The 17517-nt window shown below is 63.1% G+C and carries 20 protein-coding genes and 1 pseudogene; 8 read left to right on the top strand and 13 right to left on the bottom strand.

The window, feature by feature from the left end:
- Nucleotides 1-217: 217 nt before the first annotated feature.
- On the bottom strand, nt 218-847 hold the full coding sequence (gene clpP / locus ACFSOZ_RS06675; RefSeq protein ID WP_109669506.1) for an ATP-dependent Clp endopeptidase proteolytic subunit ClpP: 630 nt from the start codon (nt 845-847) through the stop codon (nt 218-220).
- A 331-nt stretch (nt 848-1178) separates the two neighbouring features.
- Here clpP and ACFSOZ_RS06670 point away from each other — a divergent pair, with 331 nt between their 5' ends.
- The gene (locus ACFSOZ_RS06670) at nt 1179-1769 is read left to right on the top strand and encodes a hypothetical protein (RefSeq protein WP_379095055.1); all 591 of its coding nucleotides are present in this window, start codon (nt 1179-1181) and stop codon (nt 1767-1769) included.
- Between the two features lie 142 nt (nt 1770-1911).
- Here the strand turns inward: ACFSOZ_RS06670 and ACFSOZ_RS06665 are convergent, their stop codons facing one another.
- Both ACFSOZ_RS06665 and ACFSOZ_RS06660 read right to left on the bottom strand, forming a co-directional pair.
- Nucleotides 1912-2262 (bottom strand): hypothetical protein, encoded by a 351-nt coding sequence (locus ACFSOZ_RS06665; RefSeq protein ID WP_379095052.1) that lies wholly within the window; start codon nt 2260-2262, stop codon nt 1912-1914.
- A 217-nt stretch (nt 2263-2479) separates the two neighbouring features.
- On the bottom strand, nt 2480-3583 hold the full coding sequence (locus ACFSOZ_RS06660; RefSeq protein WP_379095049.1) for an NAD(P)/FAD-dependent oxidoreductase: 1104 nt from the start codon (nt 3581-3583) through the stop codon (nt 2480-2482).
- A 119-nt stretch (nt 3584-3702) separates the two neighbouring features.
- Between ACFSOZ_RS06660 and ACFSOZ_RS06655 the strand changes: the two genes are divergently transcribed.
- From ACFSOZ_RS06655 to ACFSOZ_RS06645, 3 genes are read left to right on the top strand one after another with little or no spacing between them, the layout of a single operon-like run.
- Nucleotides 3703-4953 (top strand): cytochrome P450, encoded by a 1251-nt coding sequence (locus ACFSOZ_RS06655; RefSeq protein WP_379095047.1) that lies wholly within the window; start codon nt 3703-3705, stop codon nt 4951-4953.
- 60 nt (nt 4954-5013) lie between these two features.
- Entirely contained in the window at nt 5014-6045 is a 1032-nt protein-coding gene (locus ACFSOZ_RS06650) for a hypothetical protein (RefSeq protein WP_379095044.1), read from the top strand.
- 21 nt (nt 6046-6066) lie between these two features.
- Nucleotides 6067-6783: a transporter substrate-binding domain-containing protein gene (locus ACFSOZ_RS06645; protein WP_379095243.1), complete on the top strand. Its 717-nt coding sequence runs from the start codon at nt 6067-6069 to the stop codon at nt 6781-6783.
- A gap of 70 nt (nt 6784-6853) precedes the next feature.
- On the opposite strand, the gene ACFSOZ_RS06640 is transcribed toward ACFSOZ_RS06645, so the two are convergent.
- From ACFSOZ_RS06640 to ACFSOZ_RS06610, 7 genes are all read right to left on the bottom strand, one after another.
- Nucleotides 6854-7198 carry a cupin domain-containing protein gene (locus ACFSOZ_RS06640; RefSeq protein ID WP_379095041.1) on the bottom strand — a complete coding sequence of 115 codons (345 nt, stop codon included), beginning with the start codon at nt 7196-7198 and terminating at the stop codon, nt 6854-6856.
- 6 nt (nt 7199-7204) lie between these two features.
- Entirely contained in the window at nt 7205-8485 is a 1281-nt protein-coding gene (locus ACFSOZ_RS06635) for an O-acetylhomoserine aminocarboxypropyltransferase (RefSeq protein WP_379095038.1), read from the bottom strand.
- A gap of 146 nt (nt 8486-8631) precedes the next feature.
- On the bottom strand, nt 8632-9153 hold the full coding sequence (locus ACFSOZ_RS06630; RefSeq protein WP_379095035.1) for a CoA-binding protein: 522 nt from the start codon (nt 9151-9153) through the stop codon (nt 8632-8634).
- Complete coding sequence (locus tag ACFSOZ_RS06625; RefSeq protein ID WP_379095032.1) at nt 9140-9904, bottom strand: GNAT family N-acetyltransferase; 765 nt, start codon at nt 9902-9904, stop codon at nt 9140-9142. Before ACFSOZ_RS06625 ends, ACFSOZ_RS06630 begins: the two co-directional genes overlap by 14 nt.
- Nucleotides 9901-10677 carry an AAA family ATPase gene (locus ACFSOZ_RS06620; protein ID WP_379095029.1) on the bottom strand — a complete coding sequence of 259 codons (777 nt, stop codon included), beginning with the start codon at nt 10675-10677 and terminating at the stop codon, nt 9901-9903. The genes ACFSOZ_RS06625 and ACFSOZ_RS06620 overlap by 4 nt, the downstream gene beginning before the upstream one ends.
- Nucleotides 10677-11099, bottom strand: coding sequence for a VOC family protein (locus ACFSOZ_RS06615; RefSeq protein ID WP_379095027.1), 423 nt, complete (start codon nt 11097-11099; stop codon nt 10677-10679). Before ACFSOZ_RS06615 ends, ACFSOZ_RS06620 begins: the two co-directional genes overlap by 1 nt.
- Nucleotides 11100-11101: 2 nt before the next feature.
- Complete coding sequence (locus tag ACFSOZ_RS06610) at nt 11102-11923, bottom strand: enoyl-CoA hydratase (protein ID WP_379095024.1); 822 nt, start codon at nt 11921-11923, stop codon at nt 11102-11104.
- Between the two features lie 152 nt (nt 11924-12075).
- Between ACFSOZ_RS06610 and ACFSOZ_RS06605 the strand changes: the two genes are divergently transcribed.
- The 3 genes from ACFSOZ_RS06605 (at nt 12076) to rpsI (ending at nt 13705) form a co-directional block, all read left to right on the top strand.
- Complete coding sequence (locus tag ACFSOZ_RS06605) at nt 12076-12540, top strand: PaaI family thioesterase (protein ID WP_379095021.1); 465 nt, start codon at nt 12076-12078, stop codon at nt 12538-12540.
- Between the two features lie 216 nt (nt 12541-12756).
- Nucleotides 12757-13221 carry a 50S ribosomal protein L13 gene (rplM, locus tag ACFSOZ_RS06600; protein ID WP_013532205.1) on the top strand — a complete coding sequence of 155 codons (465 nt, stop codon included), beginning with the start codon at nt 12757-12759 and terminating at the stop codon, nt 13219-13221.
- A gap of 1 nt (nt 13222) precedes the next feature.
- The gene (gene rpsI / locus ACFSOZ_RS06595) at nt 13223-13705 is read left to right on the top strand and encodes a 30S ribosomal protein S9 (protein WP_111545698.1); all 483 of its coding nucleotides are present in this window, start codon (nt 13223-13225) and stop codon (nt 13703-13705) included.
- A 211-nt stretch (nt 13706-13916) separates the two neighbouring features.
- Here rpsI and ACFSOZ_RS06590 read toward each other — a convergent pair whose 3' ends face one another.
- Nucleotides 13917-14816, bottom strand: coding sequence for a LysR family transcriptional regulator (locus ACFSOZ_RS06590; protein WP_379095018.1), 900 nt, complete (start codon nt 14814-14816; stop codon nt 13917-13919).
- Between the two features lie 91 nt (nt 14817-14907).
- Here ACFSOZ_RS06590 and ACFSOZ_RS06585 point away from each other — a divergent pair, with 91 nt between their 5' ends.
- Nucleotides 14908-15786: an aldo/keto reductase family oxidoreductase gene (locus tag ACFSOZ_RS06585; RefSeq protein ID WP_379095015.1), complete on the top strand. Its 879-nt coding sequence runs from the start codon at nt 14908-14910 to the stop codon at nt 15784-15786.
- 78 nt (nt 15787-15864) lie between these two features.
- On the opposite strand, the gene ACFSOZ_RS06580 is transcribed toward ACFSOZ_RS06585, so the two are convergent.
- Complete coding sequence (locus tag ACFSOZ_RS06580; RefSeq protein WP_379095012.1) at nt 15865-17253, bottom strand: MFS transporter; 1389 nt, start codon at nt 17251-17253, stop codon at nt 15865-15867.
- An 83-nt stretch (nt 17254-17336) separates the two neighbouring features.
- Nucleotides 17337-17517, bottom strand: a pseudogene (locus ACFSOZ_RS06575) (glycerophosphodiester phosphodiesterase family protein); the annotation flags it as partial.

Here is a 17517-nt window from a genome sequence, read left to right as displayed (position 1 = left end):
CGCCAGTATGCCGGCTCCCGCAACGCATTCCGTACGAAACACAAATCAGAAAACGTGGCAATGATTCGCGGCAGCCCCGCATAAAGCTAAGCCGCCGAAACTCAACATAGCCTTAACGTAGGCAATCCTGACCGCCGAGGGAACAGCCAATTGTGGCCGAAATGCCGCAAGACATGCCAAAAGCGCGTGATGTCGCCATCCAACTGCCATCTAGCCCTTATGCCACAGCGCCTTCAGCCGGCTCGCGCGACGAAATGACCTTGTCGATGAGGCCGAAATCCCTGGCTTCGTCGGCGGTCATGAAATGGTCGCGGTCGAGCGTCTTCTCGATCTCTTCGTAGCTCTTGCCGGTGTGCTTGACGTAGACCTCGTTGAGGCGACGCTTCAGCTTGATGATGTCCTGGGCATGGCGCTCGATGTCGGATGCCTGGCCCTGGAAGCCGCCGGACGGCTGGTGAACCATGATGCGGGCGTTCGGCGTGGCGAAGCGCATGTCCTTGTGGCCGGCGGTCAGAAGCAGCGAGCCCATCGAGGCCGCCTGGCCGATGCAGAGCGTCGACACGGCCGGCTTGATGAACTGCATGGTGTCGTAGATGGCCATGCCGGAGGTGACGACCCCGCCCGGCGAATTGATGTAGAGGTTGATTTCCTTCTTCGGATTCTCGGCTTCGAGGAACAGGAGCTGCGCGCAGACCAGCGTCGCCATGCCGTCCTCAACCGGACCGGTGATGAAAATGATGCGCTCCTTGAGGAGGCGCGAGAAAATGTCGTAGGCCCGCTCGCCGCGATTGGTCTGTTCGACCACCATCGGAACGAGGTTCATGTAGGTTTCGACGGGGTTCTTCATGGATTGTCTCTTATCTCGCGGTGGGATTCCGGCGCCGGGAATGCTGGCAGATCGGGCAGAATCGGTTCTGGATCGTTATTCCGTAAATAGGATGCCGGCTCATCCTTGTGCAAGGCCGCCCCCTCCTAGCCATCTGGGTAAGTCGAATCAAGGTTACATTCTCGGGATTCATCGACCCCATGCCGTGATCGATCGGCGACGCCGTCACCATCCGTAGCAATTTCTTAACCGCATTGCTTAACGAAATACGGCAAATTCCCTTTTACCCGACGCCTGATCCCCTACAATCCAACGTTGAACCGTCATCGTACCGTTCAACAGGGGGAGTGTCATGTTCAGGAAAACCGCATGCTTCACCATTGCCGGGCTGACCATGCTCGGCACGATTTCCGAGACAGCGGCCGGCGGCCGCGCCGTCGAATGCTACGAGCCGGTCCGCACGCCTGATGTCTACGACACCGTATACGAAGACGTGCTGGTCAGCCCGCCTGGCCAGCAGGTCGACTATGTTCCGGCCATCTATGGCACCCGCGAACGCGTGGTGATGACGGTTCCGGCACAAGTGACCTATGAGGTGGTGCCTGCCGTCACCCGCACCGTATACCACACGGTCCAGATCGATGATGGCGGCTATTCCTGGGAATGGCGCGTAATCCATGGCCGCAAAGTGCTGTGCAAGATCTGGCACAAGGCGCGCTACGGGCGTGTCGCCGAGACCGTGGTGATCCAGCCGGAGCGTACGCGGCGCGTCGTCATCCCGGCGCAGTACGACAGGATCGCCGAGGAGGTGCTGGTGCAGCCGGAACAAAGGCGCATCATCAATGTTCCCGCGTCCTATCAGACGGTGGCGCGGCGCGTGCTGGTCCGCGAAGCTTCATCCGGCTGGCGGCGCGTGCATATTCCCAGGCACTGCCAGGATTAAGTTAGTGTCTGGACCCATAAAAGCGTTGGCAAGAGCAGCGGGTTGCGATCACAACCCGCTATGACCGCAACGCCGTGACCATCCTGGTAGCGATCTGCATCGCGGGCGCTGTCTCCTATTGGTTCTGAGTTCGGACCCCAGGTCAGACGGTCCAGGTCCAGTCGATCGGGTGGTTGAAAATCGGGGTGAACGTCACGCCGACCGCCTCCATATCCCTGCGGCCGTCGACAACCATCTCCTTCAGCAGGTCCAACTGTGCCGCATGCTCGTCGGTGTCCCAGACACTAACTTGCACGATCGAGCCCTTCGGCGAGACGCCCGCATAAAAGTGAAGGAGCCCCGGCAACCGCCTGATGGCCGGGATGATGTACTCCGAGGTCTTCTTGCTCGCGGCGTCGACCTCGGCGAACCGGCTCGGGTCGTAGCTGGCGCGCGAGACCCGGACGACGGCGGTTGTCGGCAATGACTCGGCGATGGTGATTCTATCCGTCATAGGGACCCTATCTCTTGGCAATTGCATAACGATGTCCATCATAACTGCCGAAGCGCCATCGAACACCTGTTCTGTCGGCCAGAGGACTTCCGCCGGGTCGTAACCGCTATGACCGCAACGCCGTGACCTTTTCGCGGCGGTCTGCATCGCAGACCGCCGGCTCCTGGTGGTTAGTCTCCTACTGGTTATAGAGTCCGGACCCTAGCTTCAGCGGCGTTCAGGCCACCTCCGCGCGCAGCCAACGCTTCAGGCCGGCGATGTCGCCATCACCAATGGCGGCGCCAACGCGCCGGCCGACAGCCGCGCCGAACTTGTAGCCATGGCCCGAGCAGGCCGAGACGATCAGGCACTTGCCCTTTTCGTGCGCCATGAATTTCTCGTCGGCGGTGAATGTGTAGGCGCAAGTGACGACCTCGGTCACCCGGTACTCATCGATGCGGGCGATCGGCGGCGAAAACAGGTTGCGGATCGCCTCGCCCTCGCCCGCCACCGGGTCACGGTTCCAGTCAGCGTCGCTGGTCGGCACCCTGTGCAGCCCGGAACCGAACTTCATGCCGGCGCCGCCGGATGGCGGGATTGCGTGGCCGTCGACCGGGCCGCCGATATCGAGGACGACCGGCGCTGTCTCCCAGGCCGCCTTGAGGTCGGCCGGCGGTTCGACATAGGCAAGTGCGGTTCGATAGGTCTTGAGCTCGCCATCCAGTTCCGGAAACAGTTTTAGCACCCAGGCGCCGGCGGCGATGACGATGCGATCGGCCTGCATCGTCTCGCCGCTTTCGAGCACGATGTGGCCGGCCTCGGCATCGACTTCCACGACCTTGCTGTTCTCGTAGACATTGGCGCCGTTGGTCCGCAGCCACTTTGCCAGACCGGACGCGATCTTGCGGCAATGCAGCACGCCGCCTTCGGTCGAAAAATAGGCGTAGCGGAACGAGCCGGCTTCAAGGAACGGCCAGCGTTCCACGGCTGCATCCGGTTCCAGCAATTCGAACGGGAAATTGCCCGCTTCCAGGCCCTCGCGGTATTCCTCGGCCTCATCGCCCGGCTCGCGCGAAAAGCAGACGAAGCCGCGCGCATCGAGGTGGCTTTCGCCGAGATCGGCCCACATCTCGTCCCAGGCCTGATAGGCTTCGGTGATCAGCCGGCCATAGCCGGTTCCGGCCCGGTAGGCGCGGCGGATGATGCGGTGGTGGTCGCCCGATGCCGCCAACGGGTTGGGGATCGGTCCCTGCTCGACGATGGAAACGCTGTGGCCGGCCTTGACCAGCGACCATGCCGTGGAAAGTCCGGCAATGCCCGCGCCGACAACGATCACATTCATCAGTTCAGTCTTTCCGCAGCCGCATCGGCTGGCTCAACGCATTGGGCTGCCAACGTTTTGCTCACTGGCCGCAACATACGGTCTGGAACCGGGCTGGCAAGCCGCGCTATTGGTCTGGCATGACCAAATTGACGCCACTCACCCCAGCCTTTGATCCAGCCACCCGCCGCCTCAGGCTTGACCCGCACGAGCCTGCCTTTTTCCAGGATCCGTACGAGGCCTATGCCTTTCTGCACGGCGCATCGAATGCGTTCTTCTGGGAAGAATTCGGCTTCTGGTGCTTTGGCGGCTTCGACGACGTCAACCGGCTGCTGCGCGACCGCCGCTTCGGCCGCCAGAACCCGGCTGGCATTCCCGACAGCCGCGGCATTGGCAAGGATCGTAGCCATCTCAGGGCCTTCGACGGAATCGAAGCCAATTCGATGCTGGAACTGGAGCCGCCGGTGCACACGCGGCTCAGAACACTGGTCAACCGTGCCTTCGTCTCGCGTCAGGTCGAGCGGCTGCGGCCACGTGTCGAAGCGCTCGCCAACGACCTGATCGACCGTTTCGAGCCGGGCGGGGCCGTCGACCTCCTGCCCGCATTCGCGGCACCGCTGCCGATCACCATCATTGCCGAAATGCTCGGCGTACCGGTCGAGATGGGGCCGCAACTGCTCGACTGGTCGCACCAGATGGTTGCCATGTACCTGCATGGCCGCACGCGCGAAACCGAGGAGACGGCCAACCGCGCCGCTGGCGAGTTTACCGATTTCCTGCGTGGCTATATCGCCGAGCGGCGCAGGAACCCCGGCGACGACCTGCTGTCGCTGCTGATCTCGGCGCAGGAGGACGGCCAGAAACTGTCGGAGGACGAGATGGTGTCCTCGGCCATCCTGCTGCTCAATGCCGGCCACGAGGCGACCGTCCATCAGACCGGCAACGCCGTCCGCTCGATCCTGGCGCAAGGCGGCGATGTCAGCCGCTTCTTCGGCTCGCCGGAAGCGACCGCGGCAACAGTCGAGGAATGCCTGCGCTTCGATGCCCCGCTGCACATGTTCATGCGCTACGCCTATCAGGAAATCGAAATCGTTCCCGGCATCGTCGTACAGCCGGGCCAGACGATCGGATTGCTGCTTGGCATGGCCAATCATGACCCGCGCGCCTTCGCCGACCCGCTTGCCTTCATCCCGGATCGTGCGGACCAGAAGAACGTGTCTTTCGGCGCCGGCATCCATTTCTGCATCGGTGCGCCGCTCGCCCGGCTCGAATTGCAAGTGTCGCTGAAAACCTTGTTCGACCGGCACCCAAAGCTCCATCTTGCCGAACAGCCGCGCTTCCGCGACACTTACCACTTCCATGGGCTGGAAACGCTCGCCGTCGGCTTCTGACGATCGCGGGCCTGGGGCGGCGATATGAGGTTGTTTTCGAGATCGGCGACGGCGTTCGCAATGGCATGGCTTTGCGCATGCCTGGGGGTGGCGCACGCCCAACAACAGCCGGAAAACATTCCGTGGGAAAACAGCGTTGCGATCGCCCAGAAAATGGCGGCCGGTCTGCTGGAGCGGCGAACCGGCTCGAAGGGCTTCCCGCTGACATCGTTTGCGGTCGAGGTCGATCTCAATCTCGACGGCTTTCCGGAGATCTTCGCCTATCGCTATGCGCCGGACTGCGACGGCATCCATTGCGGCAACTTCCTGTTTGTCCTGGAAGGCGACAGCTATCAGGAGGTTCTCGGCGACATTCCCGGCGCACGACTGGTGCCGCAAGACAAGATCGGGCTCAGCGCCTTCAAGCGGAACGGTTTTCTCGACATCCAGTCCGACCAGATGACGATCGGCTGGGACGGCAAGCGCTACGTCGACGCCTCGACGTTTCCTGCCTCGTCACTCGATGGCACCGCTTTCATCGCGGCTTGCCGGAAAAGCAAAACCAACGAGCAGCCGGCGGACGGCGAAGCGGAACGCGTGAGCACCGAATGCCAATGCCGGTTCAACCGGTTTCAGGTAACCGGCTTCACGCAGCCCGATCTCGACACGTACACCGCGTCGCTGGGCGAGAACTTCGAATATCCGTCGGGCGGGAAAGAGATTGCCTGGCAAGCCCTGCTGAAGAATGCCGAGGACGTCGGCACCGGCTGCGATGTCGCCAGCGGCAAAAGCCAATGGCCGCCGGCCTATTTCAATCATGGCGACCAGCCACAGCAGAAGCTGAACTTCGACGGCTTCCTCGATGCTTGCCCGGCACAGGATTTCATCCTCACCAATCACAAGGTCGGTTCTCCTGACCGTGCGCTCAGCCTTTGCGGCTGCCTTGCGCGCGAGATGCCCACGCAAGGCATCAGCCAGGAGGGGCTCGATCTCCTGGCGCAGTATTATCGCAACGAAATTTCCGATGCCGATATCGAGGCACAGGACGCCGATGCCCTGGCCTTTCACGACAAGGCGTCGGAGGCTTGCCTCAGCCAGTTCCCGACGAAGTAGGACGGCGACGGTTTGCTTGAGATGACCGAGTTGAAATTCGCCTTCCTGGAAGAGCCGCCATTCTGCTTTACCGGTGCATCGGGCGAGGTCTCGGGCTGTGACGTCGAGCTTGCGCGCAGGCTCGGTGAAATGCTCGGATTGGCGGGCTTCAAGCCGATCGAGACCGAATTCGCTGAATTGCTGCCAGGGCTGGTCGCGGGCCGCTGGACCATGACGACCGGCCTGTTCGTCTCGGAAGAGCGCAAGCGGCTCGTCGACTTCACACGGCCGATCTGGGCGTTGCAGGACGGGTTGCTGGTCGCGAAGGACAATCCGCGCGGCTTTCGCGGCTACCAATCCGTTGCCAGGGACCGGACGGCGTTGATTGGCGTCATAACCGGCCAGGTCCAGCATCTCACGGCGTTGCACAATGGAATTGCGCCGGAGCAGATCAGGATGTTTGCAACGCAGGCCGAAGCGGCGGACGCAGTGGCCAACGGCAAGGTGCACGCCTATGCCAGCGTTGCGATGGCGCACCGAGGCTATCTGACCCGGCGGCCCGAAATGCCGCTCGGGGTTGCAGAGGTTCCCGCCAGCGAAAAACAGCCTTCCGTCGGCGCCTTCGCGATCGCCAAGGGCCATGGCGCCCTGCTCCGACGCATCGATGCTTGCCTTGATGAATTGCTGGGCGGCAACTGGCACCGGCAGATGATGGCGCGCTACGGATTTTCGGACAACGATATCGATCGCGTCGTCTGATCCGGCCTGGACGCCTGTTTTTTATGCATGTCGTTCTCCCAAAACCGGGGCCACTTTCGGGCGACATGCATTAGAGCTTGATCACATACTCCTTGCGGGTCGTTTCAAGCACTTCCCAGCTTCCCCTGAAGCCCGGCCTGAGCACAAAACTGTCGCCGGCCCGTACCGTGCGCGCTTCGCCACCATCCTCGGCGATCACCGAAACACCAGACAGGATGTGGCAGAATTCCCATTCGTCGTAGACGATGCGCCACTTGCCCGGGGTCGATTCCCAGATGCCGGCATAGAGGCCGCCGTCCCGCTCCTCGACATTCCAGGTGCGGAATGTCGGATCGCCCGAGATCAGACGATCTGGCGCCGGGGCGCCAGATTCGGGTTCGACGGTTTTGGTGTCGACGGAAAGAAACACGGTCATGATCGATCAGACCTTGGCAAGCGCCTGTTCGAGGTCGGCGATGATGTCGTTGACGTCCTCGATGCCGATGGAAAGCCGCACGGTGTCCGGACCGGCGCCAGCCTTGACCTTCTGCTCGTCGGAAAGCTGGCGGTGGGTGGTCGAGGCCGGGTGGATGACCAGCGACTTGGTGTCGCCGACATTGGCGAGGTGCGAGAACAGTTCGAGCGCCTCGACGAACTTGACGCCTGCGTCGTAGCCGCCCTTGAGGCCGAAGGTGAACACGGCGCCGGCGCCTTGCGGCGAGTATCTCTTCTGCAGCGCGTTGTTCTTGTCGCTGGGCAGGCCGGGATAGTTCACCGAGGCGACCTTGGGATGATTGGACAGCCAGGCGGCAACCGTCACGGCATTGTCGCAGTGGCGCTGCATGCGCAGCGGCAAGGTCTCCAGGCCGGTCAGGATGAGGAAGGCGTTGAAAGGCGAGATCGCCGGGCCGAGGTCGCGCAGGCCAAGCACGCGCGCGGCGATGGCGAAAGCGAAGTTGCCGAAGGTTTCGTGCAGGATGAGGCCGCCATATTCGGGGCGCGGTTCCGACAGCATCGGGTATTTGCCCGACTTCGACCAGTCGAACGTGCCGCCGTCGACGATGGCGCCGCCGATCGAATTGCCGTGACCGCCGATGAATTTGGTCAGCGAATGGACAACGATGTCGGCGCCGTGCTCGATCGGCCGAATGAGGTACGGCGAGGCCAGCGTGTTGTCGACGATCAGCGGCAGGCCGTGCTTGCGGGCGATGTCGCCGATCTTTTCGATGTCGACAAAGGTGCCGGCCGGATTGGCCAGGCTCTCGATGAAGATCGCCTTGGTCCTGTCATCGATCTGGCTCTCGAAGGTCGAGATGTCATTGGTGTCGGCCCAGCGCACCTCCCAGCCATAATTCTTGAAGGCATGGCCGAACTGGTTGATCGAACCGCCATAGAGCTTGTTGGCGGCGACAAAATTGTCGCCCGGCTGCATCAGATTGTGGAACACAATCACTTGTGCGGCATGGCCGGAGGCGACCGCAAGCGCCGCCGTGCCGCCTTCGAGGGCCGCGATGCGCTCTTCGAGCACAGCCTGCGTCGGGTTCATGATGCGGGTGTAGATGTTGCCGAAGGCCTTGAGCCCGAACAGCGAGGCGGCATGATCGGCATCGTCGAAGACGAAGGAGGTCGTCTGGTAGATCGGCGTGGCGCGGGCGCCGGTGGCAGGGTCGGGCTTGGCGCCAGCATGGACGGCGAGCGTATTGAAACCGGGCGTGCGGGTCATCGAAACCTCCCTTTTGAAAACTCTTGAAATGGCGGGGCATTCTTGGCGAAGCCCGGGCGCGAATGCAAAGAAGAAAATACCCTTCAGCGAACGATCCGCGGCCGAGGCGCGAGAAAATGCACTGTCTTACGGAATAATTTTTGCTTCTACTTCTGGCGAACGCCGAAACTCTGATATCCGGAGCGCATCAGCGGCTTCTTCGACGACAGCACGCCGGAATTGACGCCGGTCCAGCCGATCTCGCCGGACAGCTTGCCATATTCGATCTTGGGGCAGCGGTTCATCACCACCTTGATGCCGGCGGCTTCGGCGCGCGCGGCGGCTTCGTCATGGCGGACGCCAAGCTGCATCCACAGCACTTTCGGCAAGGGATCGAGCCGCAACACCTCGTCAACGATGCCAGGCACCGCTGTCGCCGCGCGAAAGATGTCGACCATGTCGATCGGTTCGGGAATGTCGGTCAGCCGGGCATAGGTCATCCGGCCGAGGATTTCCTTGCCGGCCTGGCCGGGGTTGATCGGGAGCACCGAAAATCCCTTGGCCAGCAGATATTTCAGCACGAAATAGCTTGGCCGCACATCATTGGCGGACGCGCCAACCATGGCGATGGTCTTCACCGAATTGAGGATGCCGGCGATGTAGGTGTTGTCGTAACTATCGTGGTTCATGCGGCTTCCTGCGGTAGTGATAGCGGTAAAGTTCACGGCTGAATCCAAGTGAGGCATATAGCGCGCGAGCCGGCGCGTTGTCGGCCACCACCTGCAGGCATGCCGCCGAGGCACCCATCTGTCGCGCCCAGTCGATCAGGCCGCCAACGGTCTTGCGGCCCAGGCCTTGCTGCCTGAAACGGCCATCGGTTTCAACCGATTCCACCACAAGCAGCCCATTGTGGATGACACCATAGGCCAAGGCGGCAATTTCGCTGTCGCGTTCGAGTGACACGAACGCCCGGTCGCCGAGGATCAGCCCGGTCATCTCGCGAAAGACGCGGCGATCGGCCTCGTCATAAGCTTCCATGCGAAAGCGGGCCGCCAGCCAGTCCTCGCTAGGCATCGGTAAAACGGCAACGTCTCGGTCGCTGATGTCCGGCATGTCATCGATCCCTGAATAGAGATGGATGCTTCCGCCTTCAGGCTGGTAGCCGCGATGATCGAGTGCGGCTTCGAGCTCGCCGGCGATGTCGGGAACCCTAAACAAGGGCGTCTGGCCGTGGCCGATGTAGAAGGACTCGGCGGCGTCGATGACCGCATCAGGCGCGCCACGCTTGCCGCGCAAAGGATTGGCCGAATTGCTGCGTCGGATGCGCCCGCCCGATCGCCGCAGAAGCCAGCCGTCTACAACCGTCTCGACGGCAGCCGGCCAGCCTTCGCGGCAGGCCTGCTCGACGCGCCAGTTGAGATCATCGTCACCGACCGTCACGCGTCATCCTCCCTTAGCGCTTCCTCCATGAAGGCCTGCGGATCGGTGCAGAAGTCGCGCATCATGCGAAAATGGTCGGTATCGCTGAAATCGGTCGGGTCGAGACCGAAGCGGCTGATGCGGAACAGCCGTGCGCCGGGACAGGCCATCAGCAGCGGCGAGTGCGTCGCCATGATCACTTGCGCGGTGCCCGACTGGTCCATCCGCCGCAGCATCTTGAGCAGCTCGATCTGGCGTGACGGCGAAAGCGCGCTTTCGGGCTCGTCGAGGATGTAGATGCCTTGCCTGCGGCAGCGTTCCTCGAAGAAGCGGATGAACCCCTCGCCATGCGACCAGGACAGAAAATCAGGCGGCGCCCCGCCAGACTCCAGCGCCGCCTGGTCGAGATAGCGAGCCACGGAGTAGAAGGATTCGGCGCGAAAGAACCAGCCGGCGGTGACTTTCGGCAGCCAGTGGCCACGGAACGTGTCGGCAAGTGCGGCACCGCTCTTGTCGATGGCGCTTGAATGGTCGACCGGCCTGTAGCCCTTGCCGCCGCCGGCTTCGTCGTAGCCGGCGAGCGCACCGATCGCCTCGAGCAGCGTCGATTTGCCGGTACCATTCTCGCCGACGATGATGGTGATCGGCGTGGTGAATTCGAGTTCGAAATCGCGGCCGCGAAACAGCGGCAGGTTCCAGGGATACTTTTCCCAATCCTCGACCCGCGCGGGATCGAGCAGGATACGCTTGAGATAGGGTGCCTTGAGCCGCGTCAGTTGCTTGCGGTAAGCCATCAATCGGGCAGGGAAATCGTGCCGTCTTCCGCGATCGGGAAGGCCGGATTGTGCGCCACTTCCCAGACATGCCCGTCGGCATCGGCGAAATAACCATACCAGCCGCCCCAGAAGGCGCGGCCGGCCGGCTTGACGATACGGCCGCCGGCTTTTTCCGCCATGGCAAGCACCTCGTCGACTTCGGCGTCGGAGCGGGTGTTGTAGGCGAGATAAACCGCCGACGGCGCCCCGGCGAAGGCAATACCCGAATCCTCCTCGGCGCTGGCGCGCGGGAACAGGCCGAGAATGGCGCCGCCCATCTGGAAGAAGGCGACACCGTCGGTGATGCCGGCGTGACGGGTGAGGCCCATCGCCTCGTAAAAGCGCACCGCGCGGTCGAGATCGTCAGTGGCGATGGTGATGATGGAGATGCGCGGTTCCACGATTACTCGTCCGTCCATTCCGGCTTGCGCTTGCCGATGAAGGCGCCGATGCCCTCCTCGGCATCGCGAGCCAGCATGTTCTCGACCATGATCCGGCCGGTATGGGCATAGGCGTCGGCCAGCCCCATCTCGGCCTGCGCGTAAAAGGCCTCCTTGCCGGTCTTGACCACCAAAGATGATTTGGAAGCAATGGTTTGCGCGTATTTGGTGACGATCTGATTCAGATATTCCCGTGGCACGACGCGGTTGACCAGGCCGAATTCCTTGGCGGTTGCCGCATCGATCGTCTCGCCGGTCAGAAGCATCTCCATCGCATGCTTGCGCGAGACGTTGCGCGACAGCGCCACCATCGGTGTCGAACAGAACAGGCCGATGTTGACGCCCGGCGTGCAGAAGGTCGCCTCATGCGACGCCATCGCCAGATCGCAGCTGGCGACCAGTTGCAGCCCGGCGGCGGTGGCAAGGCCGTCGACTTCGGCAATCACAGGCAGGGGGTGACGCACGATCGCCTGCATCAGCGCAGCGCAAGCGGCGAACGTCTCTGCGAAGAAGGCCTTGCCACGGTCGGCGTCGGCGCGCCGCGCAGTCATTTCCTTGAGATCGTGGCCGGCGCAGAACACCTTGCCGGTTGCCGACAGCACGATGACGCGAACGGCCTTGTCGGCCTTGGCGCGCTCGAGTTCCACCGTCAGCGCCGCCATCGCCGCCAGCGACAGCGCGTTGGCGGGCGGATTGGCGAGCGTGAGGCGCAGAACGCCCTTGTTCAGTTGTGCGACAACCGGGCCGTCAACGGCGGCAGGCTTGATGGCAAGGATTTCAGCCATGGATGAGGTCTCCGCGATTCCGCTCGGGGCTGGAGAGTATCTAATATCGGATCAGCTTTCATCCAACACCCATCACTTGCGCCAGGGGACGAAAGTGTTGCCAGAAATGCCGCGCTGCGTTCATACAGGCTGGCGCAAAACGAGAGGCCTACATGCCCGCCCAGACCAATCTCAAGCCCGTATTGACCGCGGCGCAAGTCAACACGCTGATGAAGACGGTCTATCCGCAACTCAACGAGCAGTTCACTTTCTATGAGGCGATCGACGTATTTCCGGGCGGTTGCACCGTGCGGCTCAATGCCGGCGAGCAGCACCTGCGTCCCGGCGGCACCGTGTCCGGCCCGTCGCTGTTCACGCTGGCCGACATCGGCGGTTATGTCTGTGTGCTCTCTCATGCCGGACCGGACGCGCTCTCCGTCACGACCAACCTCAACATCAACTTCGTCCGCAAGGCCGAGGCCGGGCCGATCGACGGCCATTGCCGCATCCTGAAGCTTGGCAAGAGCCTGATGGTCTTCGACATCGACATCGTCGCCGGCCCCGACGGACACACGATCGCGCATGCCACCGGCACCTATTCGATCCCACCGAAGCGAAATAGCGATGTGGTAAAATAATACCTTTTACCCAAGATACTGTTTTTGCTACACTTTGCCCGCTCCCGGCCTTTTCAAGCGTCTTGACGTGGCCCCTCGCCCTCGCCTATAAGCCCTCACGAAGCAGCGGCCCGCAAAGGCCGCCGTTTTGTTATTGGCGGCGGGCAAGGGCTTTTCGCCAATCCAAGCAACAAAAAACGCCTTCCGTTGTGAAGGTCCGAACCGAAAGCAGAGAACATGACAACCTTTTCGCAGAAGCCTGCGGATGTGGTGAAGAAGTGGATCCTGATCGACGCCGAGGGTCTCGTCGTCGGCCGTCTCGCCACTGTCATCGCCAATCATCTTCGCGGCAAGCACAAGCCGACCTTCACCCCGCATGTCGACGACGGCGACAACGTCATCGTCATCAATGCCGACAAGGTGGTGTTCACCGGCAAGAAGTTCACCGACAAGGTCTATTACTGGCACACCGGCCACCCCGGCGGCATCAAGGAGCGCACCGCGCGCCAGCTGCTCGAGGGTCGTTTCCCCGAGCGTGTCGTCGAGAAGGCCGTCGAGCGCATGGTGCCGCGTGGTCCGCTCGGCCGTCGCCAGATGAAGAACCTGCGCGTCTATGCAGGTGCCGAGCATCCGCATGTCGCCCAGCAGCCCGTCGTGCTCGACGTGGCCAAGCTGAACGCCAAGAACAAGAAGGTCGCATAAGATGGCTGAGCTTTCCTCGCTCGCAGAACTGGGCGCCGCCACCGGCAACACCAACACCCAGCCGGCAGCCCCCGTCCACGTCCAGAAGCTCGACAAGTCGGGCCGCGCCTATGCCACCGGCAAGCGCAAGAACGCCATTGCGCGCGTCTGGGTGAAGCCCGGCTCGGGCAAGATCGTCGTCAACGACAAGGAATTCGCGACCTATTTCGCGCGTCCGGTCCTGCAGATGATCCTCAACCAGCCGATCATCGCCGCCAACCGTTCGGGCCAGTACGACATCGTCGCCACCGTCATCGGCGGCGGCCTCTCCGGCCAGGCTGGTGCTGTGCGTCACGGCATCTCCAAGGCGCTGACCTACTACGAGCCGACGCTGCGCGCCGTGCTCAAGAAGGGCGGCTTCCTGACCCGCGACAGCCGCGTCGTCGAGCGCAAGAAGTACGGCAAGGCGAAAGCCCGCCGCTCGTTCCAGTTCTCGAAGCGTTAAGCGCACAGCCGCTTCAGACAATCGAAAAGGCCGCCTCCGGGCGGCCTTTTTGCTTGCGGCTCGGCGGTCACCCCACCCGCGCCTTCGGCGCGACCTCCCCATCAAGGGGAGGTAGAAGAGCACGGCGCCCTACCTCCCCTCGATGGGGAGGTAGGGCGCGTAGCGCCGAGTGGGGTGAGGCGCCGGCGCAGTTCAGGCCTGGTGGCAGGCCTCAGGCTTTGCCGGCCTTGATGAAATCGATGAACGCACGCAGCGGGGCCGGCACGAGGCGCCGGCCGGGATAATAGAGGAACGGCCCGGAGAAGCTCTGCCACCACGGTTCGAGCACCGGCTCAAGCGCGCCGCTTTCGAAGTAAGGGCGAAGCCAGCCCTCGAAGAGGCCGATGATGCCGGTGCCGGCGATCGCCGCATCGACGGCCAGGTCGGTCGCCCCGCCGATCCACACGATCAGCGGCCCCGTCGGGTCGACCCGGACCACCTCACCGTTACGTTCGAATTCCCACGGCAGCATCGCGCCGCTGGCAAAGCGGCCGCGCACGCAGGCGTGGCCGAGCAGGTCGCTCGGGTGTTCAGGCCGCCCATGGCGGTCGAGATAGGCGGGGCTGGCGGCAGTGGCGAAGCGTTGCACGCGCGGTCCGATCGGCACCGCGATCATGTCCTGTTCCAACCGCTCGTCGTAGCGGATGCCGGCGTCGCAGCCGGCCGCCAGCACGTCGACAAAGTTCTCATCGGCGATCACCTCCAGCCGGATGCCGGGAAAGGCGGCGAGAAAAGCCGGAACGATGTCGGGCAATATCAGCCGCGCGGCGCTGACCGGCACATTGAGGCGCAACGAGCCCGCCGGCCTGTCGCGAAAGCCATTCACCACGTCCAGAGCCGCCTCGACCTCCGACAGCGCCGGGCCAAGCCGTTCCAGCAGGCTGAGGCCCGCCTCGGTCGGGACAACGCTGCGCGTCGTGCGGTTGAACAGCCTGACACCGAGTTGCACTTCCAGGCGACGCACCGCCTCGCTCAAGCCAGAGGCGCTGCCGCCGCTGGCACGCGCACCATCGCGGAAGCCGCCGGCGCGCGCCACCGCCACGAAGGCGTTCAGATCACTGAGGTCCATCATTGTGCGCCATTCCGTACAGCCTGTGTGGATTGTACCTGATTATCACAAGGTTGAGCAGCGCCTATCTTTGTCTCCTCAAAGGAGATCACTCATGTCTGATATTCAACAGGCCGGCACCTTCACCCTTGGAAGCCACACCGTTAAGCGTCTCGGCTACGGAGCCATGCAGCTCGCCGGGCCCGGTGTGTTCGGGCCGCCCAAAGATCATGACGCGGCACTGGCCGTGCTGCGCGAGGCCGTTCTGGAAGGGGTCGACCACATCGACACCAGCGACTTCTATGGCCCGCACGTCACCAACCGGCTGATCCGCGAGGCGCTGGCACCCTACCCCCGGGATCTGGTCATCGTCACCAAGATCGGCGCCAAGCGTGGCACGGATGGATCATGGCTGCCGGCCTTTTCTGCCGAGGCGCTGACCCAGGCGGTGCACGACAATCTGCGCAATCTCGGCCTCGATGTGCTCGATGTGGTCAACCTTCGGATCATGTTCGATACACATGGTCCCGCCGAAGGATCGATCAAAGCGCCGCTCACCGTGCTGGCCGAACTGCAACGGCAGGGCCTGGTCAGGCACATCGGACTGAGCAACGTGACATCGACGCAGATCAAGGAAGGACGCCGGATCGCCGAGATCGTCTGCGTGCAGAACCAGTACAATCTGGCGCACCGCGGGGATGACGCCCTGATCGACGACCTTGCCCGTGACGGCATCGCCTATGTGCCGTTCTTCCCGCTCGGCGGCTTCAACCCGCTGCAGTCTTCGACGCTGTCCGATGTAGCGCAGCGCCTCGGCGCCACGTCGATGCAGGTCGCGCTCGCCTGGCTGCTTCACCGCGCACCCAACATCCTGCTGATCCCCGGCACATCATCGGTCGTGCATCTGCGGGAGAACCTCACTGCTGCCGAACTCGCGCTTTCGGACGACGTGCTCAGGGAATTGGATGGTATGGCGAGCGTCGCCGCGGCCTGACCAGGAGCGCTGCGATAGCAGTGTCCAAACGACGATTTTGAAAAGGCCGCCTGCGCGCGGCTTTTTCATTGAACATTTTCATCCGGCGGAATGGTCCGCATCGCGGACAAAAATGAACGCGCAGAGCGCCGAGCCGGCCACTGCAAGCGCCGAGGCCAGGAATGCCAGCCGCATTCCCGCGATCGTGCCCAGCGCCAACGCGGAGCCAAACAGCGCCACGCCGATCGCGCCACCCGACTGGCGCACGGTGTTGAGCACTCCGGACGCGGTCCCCGAAATCTCCGTCGGTACCGCGGACAGCAACGCCGTGGTCATGGCGGGAACGGCAAGACCAATCCCCAGCGGCAGGAACAGCAGGCGCCACAGCAGCGACAAATACGATGTGTCGGCCTGGATCGACGCCATCAGGCCGAAACCGGCCGCGCCGATGGCCAGGCCGATCGCCATCGGCAATCGCGGGCCATAGTTTGCGGCAATGCGCCCGGCGGCGATATTCGACACCGTGACGGCCGCCATGAATGGCAGGAAGGCGAGCCCGGTCATCTCGGGCGAAAAATGCCTTTGCTGCTGGAAATAGAGGCTGAGCATGAAGATCGTGCCGTAAAGCGTCAGGTTCACCGCCAGCCCGACGAGGCTCGTCACCGCCGGCACGCGGCTGGCAAACAGGCCGAGGGGAAACATCGGAGCCTTTGTCCTGCTCTCGACCAACAGGAAGACGCTTCCGGCAATGGCCGCCAGCAGCAGTCCGCCAATCACCGGCACCGAAGCCCAACCCGACGAGCCGGCTTCGATGAAGGCGCCGGTCAGCGCGAACAGTGTCAGCACGACAAGCCCCTGCCCGGCCCAATCGATCGGCGGCCTTTCCGCCCTGAGCGGCGTTTCCTGGAGAACCCGGTAAGCCATCCAGATGGCGAGCACGCCGATGGGCAGGTTGACCAGGAAAATGCTCTCCCAGCCAAGCGACGCGACCATGAAGCCGCCGAGCACCGGTCCAGCCGACAGCGCGATGCCGCCCGCCGCTGTCCACAGGCCAACGGCGCGCGCCCGGCGTGCCTTATCGGAAGCGTAGGCGCGATTGAGGAGCGCCAGCGAACACGGCATCAACAAGGCAGCGCCGGCGCCTTGCACGGCGCGCGCCGCGATCAGCATCCCTGCACTCTGCGCCAGGCCGCAGGCCAGCGAGGCAATGCTGAACAGTGCCATGCCACCAACGAAAACGCGGCGGGCGCCGATCCTGTCGCCAAGCGCGCCGCCGGCGAGCAGCAGCGAGGCGAAAGCAAGCGTATAGGCGTCGACGACCCATTGCAGGCCGCCTATGCCCATCGAGAGCGCCGAACCGATCCTGTTGAGCGCGACATTGACGATGGAGACATCCAGTTGCACCACCACGAAGCCGAGACTGGTGGCGGCAACGGTGGCGGCATAGGCGAGATGGGCGGGGCGCTTGAAGACCATGGTGTCGGACATGCCCAAGGATAGCGGCTTTTCACTGACACCGTTCTGTCAGCAGACACTGGCCCGCGACAATGTGCGACCTCAGTGGCGGCAGATCAATTGATGCTGGCGGTCGCGGCGGGTTCGATGCGCGGCTCGGCATAAGGCACGCGGTAGCCGTTGGCCGCCAGCCAGTCGATGGCCGCTTTCGGCTCGTCGGTCTGGATGATGGTGGCGCCGCGGTCGGCCCAGAAGCCCCAGGCTTCGCGCGGCAGGCTGGCCTGCACTGCAAGTTCG

It is taken from the genome of Mesorhizobium newzealandense (assembly GCF_042682145.1).
GTDB classification, from domain to species: Bacteria; Pseudomonadota; Alphaproteobacteria; order Rhizobiales; family Rhizobiaceae; genus Mesorhizobium; species Mesorhizobium newzealandense.
Note: the sequence above shows the minus strand (reverse complement) of the source record. Positions and strands in the feature narration are given on the sequence as shown.